The organism is Marinovum sp., from assembly GCF_048263515.1.
In the GTDB taxonomy this organism is placed as follows: Bacteria; Pseudomonadota; Alphaproteobacteria; order Rhodobacterales; family Rhodobacteraceae; genus Marinovum.
In genome coordinates this window covers 1-13827 of the sequence record NZ_JBLXEC010000013.1, presented here as the reverse complement: position 1 = coordinate 13827, position 13827 = coordinate 1, and the positions used below count along the sequence as shown (strand labels likewise).

Genomic DNA, 13827 nt, shown 5'->3' with positions numbered 1-13827 from the left:
GCGGCGCCTGTCCGCCCTGCGCCTAAGCCCGGATCGTAACGCTTTTGCGACCCGTGAATGACATTAGCATTAACAGGCTGCTGAAAAACTCTGACCTCGACGCTTATCAAGAAACATGATTCATCGCCACCACGGCAGGGACGGAGGTGGCGATGCGCGGATCGGACGAGGTTACAGGATCACTGTTCAGATACGTCGATCTTGAGGAAAGGATCCCGGCGCGGCATCCGCTGCGCAAGATCAGATCCGTCGTCAACGATGCGCTGTGTTCCCTGGATGGCGAGTTCGACAGGCTCTACGCCGGCGAGGGCCGCCCCTCGATCGCACCGGAGCGGTTGATCCGGGCCAGCCTCCTGCAAATCCTCTACTCGATCCGATCCGAGCGGCAGCTCATGGAACAGATGGATTACAACCTGCTGTTCCGTTGGTTCGTGGGGTTGGGCATCGATGATGCGGTCTGGGTCCCCACGGTGTTCACGAAGAACCGCGACCGGTTGCTGAGCACGGATATGTCCCGCAAGATCATGGCTGCCATCCTGGCGCACCGAGAGGTCGCGCCGATGCTGTCCGATGATCATCTCTCGGTCGATGGCACGTTGGTGAAGGCTTGGGCGTCGATGAAGAGCTTCCAGCCGAAGGACAACGCGGTGCCCAACAGGGACGACGATCCGGGTGATCCGCCGGATGACCGTGTCTCGCCAACACCCTCCCCTGACCAATCCACCGCCGAGCCTGAACCGATGACCCGCCCGAGACACCGCAGCCGCAACGCCGAAGTCGATTTCCGGGGTGCAAAGCGCTCCAATGCGACCCATGCATCGATGACCGATCCCGAGGCCCGGCTGTTCAAGAAGTCGCCCGGCGCCGGCGCGGTGCTATGCTTTATGGGTCATAGTCCAATGGAGAACCGCTCCGGATTGATCGTCCAGGCAGACCTGACGCAGGCGACTGGCCACGCCGAACGCCGTGCGGCCATTGCCATGCTCCACCGACATTCGCCCGGTTCGACACGACGTCTGACGCTGGCTGCGGATCGGGGTTATGACAGCGCCGACTTCGTCGCCGAGCTGCGCCAGATGGTCGCCACGCCGCATGTCGCGCAGAAGTCCCGACATTCCGCCATCGATGGTCGGACGACAAGGCACCCCGGCTATGCCAAGTCCCAGCGATGCCGAAAGAAGATCGAGGAGCCTTTCGGCGGGGCCAAGACCGTCGGCGGCATGGCTCAGACCATGTATCGCGGTATCGAGCGGGTACGGGCCCGCTTCACGCTTACGATGGCGGCCTGCAATCTGGCAAGGCTGCCGAAACTGCTTGCGGCCTGACGAAGGAAGGCGCCGCCAGGACTGCCTGCCCATGATCCAGACTCAACAACATGCACGTAGAGGGAAACCGTTCCTAACGACAGCCTTTTTCAGTACCCTGTTGATCGGCGATCACGTCCTGGCGCTGCTGGCCCAGCCCGGCGATTCCGAGTTCGACGACGTCGCCAGCCTTGAGATAGCGCGGCGGTGTCAGGCCCAGGCCCACGCCCGGCGGGGTACCGGTCGAAATCACGTCGCCGGGGTGCAGGGTCATGAACTGGCTGAGGTAATGCACCAGGTGCGCCACGCCATAGACCATGGTGCGGGTCGAGCCGTCCTGCATTTTTTCGCCGTTCACCGTCAGCCACATCTCCAGATCCTGCGGATCGGCCACCTCGTCGCGGGTCACCATCCAGGGGCCGATCTGGCCGAAGTTGTCGCAGCTCTTGCCCTTGGTCCATTGGCCGGAGCGCTCGATCTGGAAAGCGCGTTCCGAGACGTCGTTGGTCACGGCGTAGCCCGCGACATGGTCCATCGCCTCGGCTTCGCTGACGTATTTCGCCGGTTTGCCGATGATGACGGCCAGCTCGACCTCCCAGTCGGTCTTGTCAGAGCCGCGGGGGATGATGATCGGGTCGTTCGGGCCGCAGATCGCCGAGGTGGCTTTCATGAAGATCACCGGCTCGGGCGGCACCGCCATGCCGCTCTCGGCGGCGTGGTCGGCGTAGTTGAGGCCGATGCAGATGAACTTGCCGGTGCCGGCGATGGGCGGGCCGAGGCGCGGGTTGCCCTCGACCAGCGGCAGGCTCTCGGCGTCAACCGCGCCCAGGCGGGCGAGGCTTTCGGGGAAAAGCGCGTCTCCCGACAGATCGTCGATCTGGCCGGACAGGTCGCGGATCGTACCGTCGGTGTGTAAAAGCCCGGGTTTCTCGGCACCCGGCGCGCCGAAGCGAAGCAGTTTCATAAGTCGTCTTTCTTGAAGGGGTCAGATGGTCCAGCCGCCGTCGATGGCGCAGGCCTGGCCGGTGGTGAAACGCGCCCCGGCGAGATAGACCGCGAGGTCGGCGATCTCCCAGGCCTCGGCGATGCGGCCCATCGGCTGGCGCGCGACAAATTCCGCGCGGGCGGCGTCGTAGTCGCCACCGGCCGAGAGCCGTTCGTCGAGCGAGGGCGATTGCACCGTGCCGGGGCAGATGGCGTTGCAGCGGATGCCCTGGGCGACGTAGTCGGCGGCAATGGCCTTGGTCAGCCCCAGCACCGCCGCCTTGGTGGTGGAATAGACAAAGCGGTTGGGCACGCCCTTCATCGATGAGGCCACCGACGAGACGTTGAGGATCACGCCGGACTTGCGCTCCAGCATGCCCGGCAGCACGGCCTGCACCATCCGCACCATGGATTTGACGTTGAGGTCATAGGCAAAATCCAGCTCGTCCTCGGAGCAGTCGAGCACCGTGCCGCCATGCACCACGCCGGCACCGTTGAACAGCACGTCGATGGCCCCGGCTTGCGCGCAGACCTCTTTCACCGAGGCGCCGTCCAGCACGTCGAGCTGCGCCGTCTCGCAGCCCTCGAGCCCGGCGAGGCCGGAGTCGTTGATGTCGGTGGCCAGCACCTTGGCACCGGCGCGGGCAAAGGCCTCGGCGGTGGCGCGGCCGATACCCTGGGCGGCGGCAGTCACCAGCACCCGCTGGCCTGTCAGATCACTTGTCATCTACTCGTCTCCCTTGCCTTGTCACATCACCGCGCCGATTTGCCACGGCACGAATTCCACCGCGCCAAAGCCCTGCGCCTCGCTTTTGGTGGGCTGGCCCGAGGCCACCTGCAGCATCAGATCGAAAATCTCGCGGCCCTTGGTCTCGAGGCTGACACCGCCAAGGATATCGCCACAGTTCACGTCCATGTCGGGCTCCATCCGGCGCCAGAGGTCGGGGTTCGAGGCGATCTTGATCGAGGGCACCGGCTGATAGCCCGAGACGCTGCCGCGCCCGGTGGTAAAGGCGATCAGGTTGGCGCCAGAGGCCACCTGCCCGGTCACCGAACAGGGATCGTAGCCGGGGCTGTCCATGAAGACAAAGCCGGGGCGGTCGATCGGTTCGGCGTATTTGTAGACACCTGACAGCGGCGCCATGCCGCCCTTGGCCACCGCGCCCAGCGATTTCTCGAGGATGGTGGTCAGACCGCCGCGCTTGTTGCCGGGGCTGGGGTTGTTGTCCATCTCGCCGAAGTTGCGGGCGGTGTAATCCTCCCACCAGTCGATCAGGTCGATCAGCTTGCGGCCGGTGGCCTCGTCCACCGCGCGGCGGGTGAGCAGATGCTCGGCGCCGTAGATCTCGGACGTTTCCGACAGGATCGAGGTGCCGCCATGACGCACAAGCAGGTCAGAGGCCGCGCCGAGCGCCGGGTTGGCGGTGATGCCGGAATAGCCGTCGGAGCCGCCGCATTGCATGCCCAGCACCAGATGGCTGGCGGGTGCCGGCGCGCGGCGGGCCTTGTCGGCCTCGGCGGCCAGTTCGCGCAGCAGCGACAGGCCCTTGTCGACGGTGGCGCGGGTGCCGCCCTGCTGCTGGATGGTCATGTAGCGGAACCGCGCGCTGTCCTTGAGCGCCTTGCGGTCGATCAGGTCGGGGATCTGCATGACTTCGCAGCCCAGCCCGATCATCAGGATGGCGCCGAAGTTGGCGCTGTGGCCATAGCCCGCGAGGGTGCGGAACAGGGTCTCGTAGCCCTCGCCCTTGGACGACATGCCGCAGCCGGTGCCATGCACGATCGGCACGATGCCGTCGACATTGGGGAAGTCTGCCAGCAGGTCGGCGCGGGTCGCAGCCTCGGCGATGAAGCGCGCGACCGAGCCGGCGCAGTTCACCGAGGTCAGGATGCCAAGGTAATTGCGGGTGCCGACCCGGCCCGAGGGGCGGTGATAGCCCATGAACTCGGCCGTGCCCTCGGGGGCCGGCAGCGGATGCGCGGCGGCGCCGAAGGCATGGTCCTGCTTGTGTGCGCCCATGCCGAGGTTGTGCGCATGCACATGCGCCCCGGCGGCAATGTCGGCGCTGGCGGCACCGATGATCTGGCCGTATTTCAGAACGTTGTCGCCGACGCGCAGATCACGCAGGGCAATCTTGTGGCCGGCGGGCACGGGCTCTTGCGTGGTCACACCACCGGGCAAGGCGGTGCCGGCCGGCACCGCGCGCAGGGCGACGAGGACGGTATCGGCGTCGTGCAGGCAGAGCGCATAGGGTTGGTCGTTCATGTCAGTGTCTTTCACGGCGTCACGATAACCTTGATCAGGTGGTCGCGCTCATGGGCGAGGCTGGCGAATTGCGCGGGCAGCTCGGCCAGCGGCAGAATGGCCGAGGCGATGGCCTCGGTCGGCACTTCGCCGCTGCGGATCGCGGCGATCACCCGATCGAAGTCGGCCTTGAGCGCATTGCGGCTGCCGATGATGCGGGATTCGCGCTTGTGAAACTCCGAGTCGGCGAAGGTGATGCTTTCTTTTACCACGCTGACCAGCACGGTGCTGCCACCGTGGGCCACCAGCGGAAAGCCAGCCTCGATGGCCTTGGCGTTGCCGGTGGCGTCGAACACAAGGTCGAAGCCGTCGGACAGGTCACCTGACAGGATGTCGTCACCCGGCACGTGGGTCTCGGTGAACCCGAAGAGCTCTTTTGCCGCCGCCAGACGTTTCTCGCTGAGATCCATCAGGTGCACCTCGGCGCCGGCGATGCGAGCGAAAAGCGCAGTGCCAAGGCCGATCGGGCCGGCCCCGGTCACCAGCACCCGGTCCCCTGCCCCGCAGCCAGAGCGGGCCACTGCATGGGCACCGATGGCGAGAAACTCGACCATCGCGGCCTGCACCGGGGTCAGCCCCTCGGCGGGATAGAGGTTGCCCTCGGGCACCGCAATCCGGGCGCACATGCCGCCATCGGTGTGCACGCCCAGCACGGCAATGTCGCTGCAGCAGTTGGGCTTGCCGCGCCGGCAGGCCCGGCAGGTGCCGCAGGAGAGATAGGGGTTCACCACCACCAGCGCGCCGGCGGCGGGGCCATCCACCAGATGGCCCGAGAGCTCATGGCCGATTACGCGGGGGTATTCGAGGAAGGGATGCTTGCCTTCGAAGATGTGGTAATCGGTGCCGCAGATGCCGATGGCCGCGATATCGACCAGCCGGTGGCCTTCGGGCGCGGTGAGCGGCTTGGCACGCTCCTGCAAGGCAAAGGTGCCCGGTTCGACGCAGGTGCCGCAGGCCATGGTCTCTTGCACGAGGTCCTTCATTGCGCCGCCTCCAGGTTGCGGGCCGACCAATCGGCCGGCAGTTCACCCTTGACGATCAGGCTCAGCACGTCGTCCTTGGTCACCTCGTCGATGCGATGCGCGCCGACCAGACGGCCCTTGTTCATCACCACCACCCGGTCACACAGGTCAAAGACGTCGTGCATGTCGTGGCTGACCAGCAGGATGCCGATGCCTTCGGATTGCAGTTGGCGGATCAGGTCGGCGACCATCGCGGTCTCTGACGGCCCGAGCGCCGCCGTAGGCTCGTCCATGATCAGCACCTTGGTGTCGAAATAGATCGCGCGAGCGATGGCGATCACTTGCCGCTGGCCGCCGGAGAGCGACGAGACCGGGTCCTGCAGGTTTTTGAAATTCGGGTTCAGCCGGGCCAGCACCTTGCGCGCCTCGGCCAGCATGCGGGCATCGTCGAGGTTGCCCAGCCGGGTCTTCAGCTCGCGGCCCAGAAACAGGTTCGACGGCGCGTCCAGGTGATCGGCCAGCGCCAGCGTCTGGTAGATCGTCTCGATCCCGGCCTCGCGGGCGTCGTTGGGATCGGCAAAGCTCACCACCTGGCCGTTGACGCGGATCTCGCCTTCGTTGGGGATCATCGCGCCGGCCAGAATGCGCATCAGGCAGGACTTGCCGGCGCCGTTGTGACCCAGCACGCCGACCACCTCGCCGGGGTACAGGTCGATCGAGACGTGATCGACAGCGCGCACACCGCCAAAGTGCTTCTCGATACCGGTCATCTCTACCAGGGGGGTCTGCGACATGGGGGGCCTTTCTGCCGGGGGCATTTCTGCATCAGGGTGGAGGGCGCGACGGGACGCGCCCTCCGGAGGCAAGGACCGGCTCAGTAGAGCACGTTCTTCGCTTCGTCGGTGTCGATATTCTCCTGGTCCACCAGCACGACGCCGGTGTTGATGAAGCTGTCGACCTTTTCACCGGCCAGGATGTCGATGATGGCGTTCACGCCCTTTTCGCCCATGGCGAAAGAGCCCTGCACCGCCGTCGCCTCCATCAGGCCTTCGCGCACGAACTGCTGCAGGTCGGCGTTGCCGTCAAAGCCCAGGGCAACAAGCTGGCCGGCCTTGCCCGCCTGCAGAATGGCGCGGCCCATGCCGACGGCGGTGGGCTCATTGGCGCCGAAGATGCCGACGAGATCAGGGTTCGAGGCGAGGATGTCGGTGGTCTGGTTCAGCGCCATCGCCATCTGGCTCTGCGAGTAATAGGGCCCGACGATTTCGAGCTTGGAGTTCGCCGCGAGGTATTCCGAGAAACAGCCGACCCGGCCGATTTCAGAGCCGACGCCCGCGACATAGGACATCACCGCGACCTTGCCTTCGGTGCCGGCCTCTTCGATCATCCGCTTGGCCACTTCCTCGCCCGCGGCGCAGTTGTCGGTGGACAGGAACGCCTGGTAGGTGCCCTCGGCGCTGTCGGTCAGGGCGCTGTCGATGATCACCACCGGGATGCCGCTCTCGTAGGCGCGCTTGACGGCCGGGGCCAGCGCCTCGGGGTCGGACGGGGCCAGGACGATGCCCGAGACACCGCGATTGATCGCGTTCTCGACGAGGTTGACCTGATCGGCCACCGCGCTCTCGGTCGCCGGACCGTCGAAGCTGAAGGTATGTTCGGACTGGGCGGCAATCGCGGCCTCGGCGCCCTTGTTGACGTTCTGCCAGAAGTTCGAGCTGGTGGTCTTGACGATCACCGCGATCTCGCCGGCCTGTGCCATTCCGGCCGACAGCGCCATCACCGACGCGAGCATTCCAAGCTTAAGGGTCTTCATCTCATTCCTCCTCAGTTGAGATTTGGTCTTCGTTTTCGTCCGGGCGCCGTCCTCGCGGCGCCGGAGAACCTCTGTCAGCGCCGGTTGCGCATCTGGTCGATCCAGACCGCACCGATCACCACCGCGCCGATCACGATCTGCTGGATGAAGGCAGAGACGCCCGCCATGTTCAGACCGTTGCGCAGGATGCCGATGATGAAGGCGCCGATCATCGTGCCCGAGACGGTGCCGACACCGCCCGAGAGCGAGGCCCCGCCGATCACCGCAGCGGCGATGGCATCAAGCTCGTACATCACGCCTTCGCTGGGCTGGGCCGTGACCAGCCGCGACATCAGCACGTTGCCCGCCAGCCCCGCCAGGGCGCCCGACATGACATAGGCATAGAGCTTGGTCTGATCGACGCGCACACCCGACAGGCGCGCGGCCTCTTCGTTGGAACCGGTGGCGTAGATGTGCCGGCCGATCTGGCGACGGCGCAGCATGTAGGCGGCGCCGGCGGCGACAATCAGCAGCAGGATCGCGGGATAGGGAATGCCGGGAAAGATCACCTTGGGAAAGCCGTTGGGCTGCATCTCGACCATGCGGAACAGCGCACCGTTGCCGAGCCGGCCAAAGGCCTCGCCCAGCTGGGAAATGGGGGCCGCGCCGGTCAGTTGCAGCGCCAGGCCACGGGCCATCAGCATCATGCCGAGGGTGGCCACGAAGGGCGGGATCTTCATCCGCGTCACCACCAGACCGTTGATCGCGCCGCAGGCCCCGCCGATCACCACGCCGATCGCCATCGCCGGGGCCACCGGCAACCCGGCCTTGACCGCCATCGCCGTGCCCACGCCCGAAAGCGCCAGCACCGAGCCCACCGAGAGATCGATGCCGCCGGTGATGATCACCATGGTCATGCCGATCCCCAGAAGCCCGATCACCGAGGTCTGCAACAGGATCGTCAGCCCGTTGTTGACCGAAAAGAACGCCTGGCTTGCCAGTGAAAACCCGGTCACCAACAGAAGCAGCGTCAGAAGCGCCGAGAGACGGTGGATCTTTGCGGCATCGGGCATCAGCCCCGCCAGCGGCGCCGGTCCGCGCCTCTGTGCCGATTTGATTGCGTCTGACATACGCCTCCCCTTTCGCAGTCTTGCATTTAATTATTTAATACATAAACAACGGCGACTTGATTCCGTCAACTGTTTTTTATAATATCGTACAAATACAGAAATCGCCCTGTGCGGCGGTGATCGGAAGGCAGGCAGATGGCACGCAGTGACACACGGTTTCGGGAGGCCTACAACCACATCCTGACCTTCTGCGAGGGCTTGGACACAGGCGCGCCGATCCCCTCGGAGACCCGGCTTGCCGAGATTGCCGGCGTCAGCCGCACGGTGATCCGCCGCTGCCTCGCGCGGATGGAGGAGCTGGGCGTGATCACCTGGCGCGGCCGCGACAAGCACCTGCTGCGCCAACCCCGCCCCGAGGACCGTATCGCCGTGCCAGAGGCCTCGGCCGACCGCAGCGACCTTGAACAACGGTTCCTCGACTGGGTGCTGCGCTTTGACGTGCCGGCCAATACGCCGCTGTCGGTGGCAGAGCTGTCGCGCACCTTCGACGTGCCGCAGTATGACCTGAAGGAATTCCTCGCCGGCCTCAGCCGCTTCGGCCTGGTGTCGCGGCGTCCGCAGGGCGGCTGGATGATGCTGGGATTTACCAAGGATTTCGCCATCGAGCTGTCGGACTTCCGCTCGGTGCTCGAGGTCAACGCCGTGACCCAAGCCGTCGAATCGCCGGTCGATCACCCGGTCTGGGCCGAGCTGGCGCAGCTGCGGCAGGATCACCTGGCGCTGAAACATGAAATCGACAGCAATTTCCACGAATTTTCGAAACTCGACGAGCGCTTTCACCTGACCATCAACTCGGTGGTGAAAAACCGCTTCATCGCCGAGTTCCAGAAGGTGATCTCGTTGATCTTTCACTACCACTACATGTGGGACAAGACCGAGGAAAAGCATCGCAACGCCGCCGCGATCGACGAGCATCTGGCGATCATCGACGCGCTCGAGGCCCGCGATGCCGAGGCCGCGCGAGAGGCCGCGCGGCGGCATCTGCGCACCTCGAAGACGACATTGCTGTCATCCCTGCGCCATCACGACCTGGGCTGAGCCCTCAGTCGAAGAGCGCCTGCAACGCCTCCGGCACCGGCGTCGCCAAAGCATCCAGATTGCGCATCAGCGACGACGGCTTGGCAGTGCCCAGTAGCACCGAGGCCGCCGCCGGATGGCGCATGGCGAAATGCAGCGCGGCGGTGGCCAGCGGCACGCCAAGCGCTTCGCTTTGCGCCCGCAACTCCGCAACCCGGTCGAGCACCTCGCGCGGCGCAGGCCCGTAGTCATAGGTCGCGCCCTCGACCGGCCCGGTGGCGAGGATGCCCGAGTTGAAGATGCCACCCAGCACCAGGCTGGTCCCGGCGGCGCGGCAGGCGGGCACCAGCTCGGCCTCGGCCGAGCGGTCCAGCAGCGTCAGCCGCCCGGCCAGCAGGATCACGTCCAGCGGGCCCGCGTTTTGCATCACGTCGAGACAGACCTCGCATTCGTTGACGCCAAGGCCGAATGCCGTGATCCGCCCTTGCTCCTTCAGCCGTACAAGCCGCTCGTAGCCGCTGCCGAGAAAGGCCTCGCGGTGCGCCGCGTTGCCGGCCACGCCATGGGTATATTCCCCGATATCATGCACATAGAGGATGTCGATCCGGCTGCGCCCCAGCCGTTCGCAGCTCTGCTCGAAGCTCTCTTCGATGCCGTCACCGGAATAATCGTAATGCACGTCATTCTGCGCCGGATTGACGAAGCCATCGGCCTCGGCCAGCGGCGATCTGGCCGGCGTCAGCACCCGGCCGACCTTGGTCGAGATCACCGCTTCGGGCCGCCCGTTCAGGAACCGTCCCAACCGCTCCTCTGACAGGCCCCGGCCATAATGCGGCGCAGTGTCGAAGAAGCGAATGCCCGCCTCCCAGGCGCAACTCAGGACCTCGGTCACGTCCGCTTCGCTGGCCTCGCGGTAAAGATTGCCGATGCTGGCGCAGCCAAAGGCCACCTCGGTGACCGAAAGGCCGGTGGTTCCGATACGACGTGTCTTCATTGTCCCTGCCCCTCCATCGCGGCACGCAATTGCGGTTTGTCGCCCCTGTCGCCATGGGCCTCGGCCCAGGCCAGAAAGGCCCCGATCCGACGCTGCAGTTTCTCGCCGTGGTTCTGGGCGATATCCTCGAGCCGGTGATCCAGAAACGGATTGCCGAAACGCTCCAGCGTGGTCTCGATATAAGCCTCGACGCCTTCGGCCTCGCCCGCCGCGGCAAAGCCCGGCAGCACCTCCTGCGCATAGACCGCGCGCAGCCGCGCCGCCCAGTCTGCATCCGCCATCACGTCGCGCACAAAAGTCGCGCCCGCCCTGCCCCGCGCCAGCCAATCGGCAACGACCCAGCTGTGACCGAGGTTGAGCACGAAGAGTTTTTGCCGCTCGATCGGGCCGAGGTCCGGCACCACCTGGATTGCCGGATGCTCGCACGGCAGGCGCAAGCGCGGCTGCGCCTCGATCGCCCAGAGCGCATAGGGTTCGGCAATGGCGCCCGCCGGCTGCAGCGGCTCGGACACGATGCGGTCGACCAGCGAATTGACCCAGACCACCTCGCCCTTCAGCCAGGCGCGATAGCCTTCGGCCATGTCCTTCGCAGCGGCCAGCACCAGGTCGCGCAGGGTGGCGCCATTGTTGCGCACCAGCTCGGTCGGCATGATCTGCAGCGCCGCGCCGCCGGCCTCGAATCGTCCGCGCAGAAGGTGCGCCAGCTTGGCCGGGTAGGACATCGCCATGTCGAACGTCGGTCCTTCGTCCTCGGGCCGCGGCGCAAAGCCGGCATCGGCGGTGTTCGACAGGATGATCTCGACCTCTTCGGCGATCAGCCGTTCCACCTCGGCCCGGTCCGGCCCCAGCGACAGGCCCCGCGCCACCGAATGCACCCGGCGCAGCTCGTCGACCTCGGCCCCCGCCTGCAAGCCGCGAATGCGGACGTCATAGCCTTGGGCCAGCGCCGCAACCCGCCCGGCCCGCGCCGGATCGCCGCTGCTTTGCACCACCGTGACGGGCCGCGCCCCGGGCGCCGCCTCGGCCAGGAAGAGATCGGCATGCGCCTGAAGGAAGCGGCTGGTGCCGAATTGCAGAACGGTCGGAATTGCCATTGACGAGTCTCCCAATTTGGTTTGTTATTATTTAGAACAGATCAGCATGCAAGGAAAAACCGTGACCATCGACGCCCACCAGCATTTCTGGCGCATCGCGCGCGGCGATTATTCCTGGATGGATGACAGCGTGGCCGCGATCCGCCGCGACTTGCTGCCAGCCGACCTGGCGCCGCTGGCAGCAGAGGCCGGGGTGACCGGCACCGTCGTGGTGCAGGCCGCGCCGACCCTGGAAGAGACGGAATTCCTGTTGTCGCTGTCAGAGACCTCGCCGCTGATCCTCGGCGTTGTCGGCTGGCTCGACCTCACCGGCGACGTGTCGGTACAGCTCGCACGGCTGGCCCACCCCCGGCTCAAGGGCATCCGCCCGATGCTGCAGGACATCCCCGAGACCGACTGGATCCTGCAGGACGGTGTGATCCAGGGCCTGCAGCACGTGGCTGAGGCCGGGTTGCGCCTCGACGCCCTGATCACCCCGCGCCATCTGCCGGTGATCGACCAGCTCGCGCGCGAACTCCCCGAGTTGCCGATCATCGTCGACCATTGCGCCAAACCCGAATTCTCCGGCGCCGACCCCGGCGACCAATGGCGAGCCGGGATCGCCGCGCTCGCACGGCATCCCCAGATCAGCTGCAAGCTCTCCGGCCTCGCCAACGAATACGGCCCCGGTTGGTCTGCCGACACCCTGCGCCCGGTCTTCGACCACGTGCTCGCCTGCTTTGGTCCCGACCGGCTGATGTGGGGCAGCGACTGGCCGGTGCTTGATCTCGCCGGCAGCTACGGCACATGGCACTCGACCGCACGCACCCTCGCTGCCGAACTGTCACAGAGCGACCAGGACGCGCTTTTCGGCGCAACGGCACGGCGCATCTACGCACTCGATCCCGAAGGAGAGACATCATGACACGCATGGGACATGTGATCGGCCTGAAACCGGAACACCTGGCACAGTACAAACGCCTGCACGCCGACGTCTGGCCCGAGGTTCTGGCGCGGTTGCGGGCCTCCAACATCACCAATTACACGATTTTCCTGCGGGAGCCCGAGATGCTGATGTTCAGCTACTGGGAGTACACCGGCAGCGACTTCGAGGCCGACAACGCCGCCATCGCCGCCGATCCGGTGACCCAGGAGTGGTGGAAGGTCTGCGGGCCAATGCAGCAACCCCTCGACAGCCGGGCCGAGGGGGAATGGTGGGCGCCGATGGAGGAGGTGTTTCATTTGGCGTGAGCGGCCCCCCGCCCTTTCGCACTCGGCCAGACGCGGCTCCGGCACCCGAGGGTGAGCTCCAGCGGCTGCCAAGTCCCCCGAACGCAAAAACCGCCGCTGCCTTTATGGCGCGGCGTGTTTTGCGGAGTTGATCTTGGTGGTGTTTGCTATTTCGACTTGGTTGCGGGAGCAGGATTTGAACCTGCGACCTTCAGGTTAAGAGCCTGACGAGGTGAAGCCTTCTGGCAAACGCTCCAGTGGAGCGTTTGTAGGCAGAACGGGCTGCTGTAATTTCGACCTGGTTGCGGGAGCAGGATTTGAACCTGCGACCTTCAGGTTATGAGCCTGACGAGCTACCGGGCTGCTCCATCCCGCGACAGGGTCGACTTGCAGCGATTGATCGTTTTGAGAGATACGTTTGTTTTGATCGGGGCTTATCAGGTTTGGCGATGACCTACTCTCCCACGTCTTGAGACGCAGTACCATTGGCGCGACGGCACTTAACGGCCGGGTTCGGGATGGGACCGGGTGTTTTGCTCGTGCTGTGATCACCAAACCGGGAAAGCCCCGAGTTACATCCCGCCCGAGAGCGGGATACCAAGTCAAGTTACTGATATGTGTGTGTAGTTTGCTTTGATCATGACCAGTTGGAGGTTTGGGTAGGGTGGGTTTGCAACCCACCGTTTTTCAAATCCGTCTTTTACTGGATCAAATCAAGCCTATCGGACCATTAGTACCGGTCAACTGAACGCGTTACCGCGCTTACATCTCCGGCCTATCGACGTGGTGGTCTACCACGGTCCTCAGGGATACCTTGTTTTGAGGGGGGCTTCCCGCTTAGATGCCTTCAGCGGTTATCCTGTCCGAACATAGCTACCCTGCACTGCTGCTGGCGCAACAACAGGTCCACCAGTGGTTCGTTCACCCCGGTCCTCTCGTACTAGGGGCAACTCCTCTCAAGTATCCTACACCCACGGCAGATAGGGACCGAACTGTCTCACGACGTTCTAAACCCAGCTCACGTACCTCTTTAAAC

General features: G+C 65.1%; 13 protein-coding genes, 1 tRNA gene and 2 rRNA genes. 4 read left to right on the top strand and 12 right to left on the bottom strand.

What is annotated here, in order from left to right:
* The first annotated feature begins 152 nt into the window (after positions 1 to 152).
* Complete coding sequence (locus ACN0SE_RS12875; protein ID WP_417524929.1) at positions 153 to 1325, top strand: IS5 family transposase; 1173 nt, start codon at positions 153 to 155, stop codon at positions 1323 to 1325.
* Between the two features lie 73 nt (positions 1326 to 1398).
* On the opposite strand, the gene ACN0SE_RS12870 is transcribed toward ACN0SE_RS12875, so the two are convergent.
* The 7 genes from ACN0SE_RS12870 to ACN0SE_RS12840 all read right to left on the bottom strand — a co-directional run bounded on the left by ACN0SE_RS12870 (position 1399) and on the right by ACN0SE_RS12840 (position 8477).
* Positions 1399 to 2268 carry a fumarylacetoacetate hydrolase family protein gene (locus tag ACN0SE_RS12870; protein ID WP_417524928.1) on the bottom strand — a complete coding sequence of 290 codons (870 nt, stop codon included), beginning with the start codon at positions 2266 to 2268 and terminating at the stop codon, positions 1399 to 1401.
* Between the two features lie 21 nt (positions 2269 to 2289).
* Positions 2290 to 3015: an SDR family oxidoreductase gene (locus tag ACN0SE_RS12865; protein WP_417524927.1), complete on the bottom strand. Its 726-nt coding sequence runs from the start codon at positions 3013 to 3015 to the stop codon at positions 2290 to 2292.
* A gap of 21 nt (positions 3016 to 3036) precedes the next feature.
* Positions 3037 to 4554 carry a UxaA family hydrolase gene (locus ACN0SE_RS12860; protein WP_417524926.1) on the bottom strand — a complete coding sequence of 506 codons (1518 nt, stop codon included), beginning with the start codon at positions 4552 to 4554 and terminating at the stop codon, positions 3037 to 3039.
* An 11-nt stretch (positions 4555 to 4565) separates the two neighbouring features.
* A complete protein-coding gene (locus ACN0SE_RS12855; RefSeq protein ID WP_417524925.1) occupies positions 4566 to 5576 on the bottom strand; it encodes a zinc-binding alcohol dehydrogenase family protein in 1011 nt (336 codons plus the stop codon).
* Entirely contained in the window at positions 5573 to 6349 is a 777-nt protein-coding gene (locus ACN0SE_RS12850; protein WP_417524924.1) for an ATP-binding cassette domain-containing protein, read from the bottom strand. Before ACN0SE_RS12850 ends, ACN0SE_RS12855 begins: the two co-directional genes overlap by 4 nt.
* A gap of 80 nt (positions 6350 to 6429) precedes the next feature.
* Positions 6430 to 7368 carry an ABC transporter substrate-binding protein gene (locus tag ACN0SE_RS12845; RefSeq protein ID WP_417524923.1) on the bottom strand — a complete coding sequence of 313 codons (939 nt, stop codon included), beginning with the start codon at positions 7366 to 7368 and terminating at the stop codon, positions 6430 to 6432.
* Between the two features lie 74 nt (positions 7369 to 7442).
* Positions 7443 to 8477: an ABC transporter permease gene (locus tag ACN0SE_RS12840; RefSeq protein WP_417524922.1), complete on the bottom strand. Its 1035-nt coding sequence runs from the start codon at positions 8475 to 8477 to the stop codon at positions 7443 to 7445.
* A 135-nt stretch (positions 8478 to 8612) separates the two neighbouring features.
* Between ACN0SE_RS12840 and ACN0SE_RS12835 the strand changes: the two genes are divergently transcribed.
* Positions 8613 to 9515 carry an FCD domain-containing protein gene (locus ACN0SE_RS12835; RefSeq protein WP_417524921.1) on the top strand — a complete coding sequence of 301 codons (903 nt, stop codon included), beginning with the start codon at positions 8613 to 8615 and terminating at the stop codon, positions 9513 to 9515.
* 4 nt (positions 9516 to 9519) lie between these two features.
* Here the strand turns inward: ACN0SE_RS12835 and ACN0SE_RS12830 are convergent, their stop codons facing one another.
* Complete coding sequence (locus tag ACN0SE_RS12830; protein WP_417524920.1) at positions 9520 to 10488, bottom strand: aldo/keto reductase; 969 nt, start codon at positions 10486 to 10488, stop codon at positions 9520 to 9522.
* Entirely contained in the window at positions 10485 to 11582 is a 1098-nt protein-coding gene (locus tag ACN0SE_RS12825) for a mannitol dehydrogenase family protein (RefSeq protein ID WP_417524919.1), read from the bottom strand. Before ACN0SE_RS12825 ends, ACN0SE_RS12830 begins: the two co-directional genes overlap by 4 nt.
* A gap of 46 nt (positions 11583 to 11628) precedes the next feature.
* Between ACN0SE_RS12825 and ACN0SE_RS12820 the strand changes: the two genes are divergently transcribed.
* Together ACN0SE_RS12820 and ACN0SE_RS12815 are read left to right on the top strand one after the other, a co-directional pair.
* The gene (locus ACN0SE_RS12820) at positions 11629 to 12486 is read left to right on the top strand and encodes an amidohydrolase family protein (RefSeq protein WP_417524918.1); all 858 of its coding nucleotides are present in this window, start codon (positions 11629 to 11631) and stop codon (positions 12484 to 12486) included.
* Positions 12483 to 12812 (top strand): L-rhamnose mutarotase, encoded by a 330-nt coding sequence (locus ACN0SE_RS12815; RefSeq protein WP_417524917.1) that lies wholly within the window; start codon positions 12483 to 12485, stop codon positions 12810 to 12812. Before ACN0SE_RS12820 ends, ACN0SE_RS12815 begins: the two co-directional genes overlap by 4 nt.
* 278 nt (positions 12813 to 13090) lie before the next feature.
* On the opposite strand, the gene ACN0SE_RS12810 is transcribed toward ACN0SE_RS12815, so the two are convergent.
* The 3 genes from ACN0SE_RS12810 to ACN0SE_RS12800 form a co-directional block, all read right to left on the bottom strand.
* Positions 13091 to 13167, bottom strand: a tRNA-Met gene (locus ACN0SE_RS12810).
* A gap of 65 nt (positions 13168 to 13232) precedes the next feature.
* Positions 13233 to 13347 (bottom strand): 5S ribosomal RNA (rrf, locus tag ACN0SE_RS12805).
* 153 nt (positions 13348 to 13500) lie between these two features.
* Positions 13501 to 13827, bottom strand: a 23S ribosomal RNA gene (locus tag ACN0SE_RS12800); the annotation flags it as partial.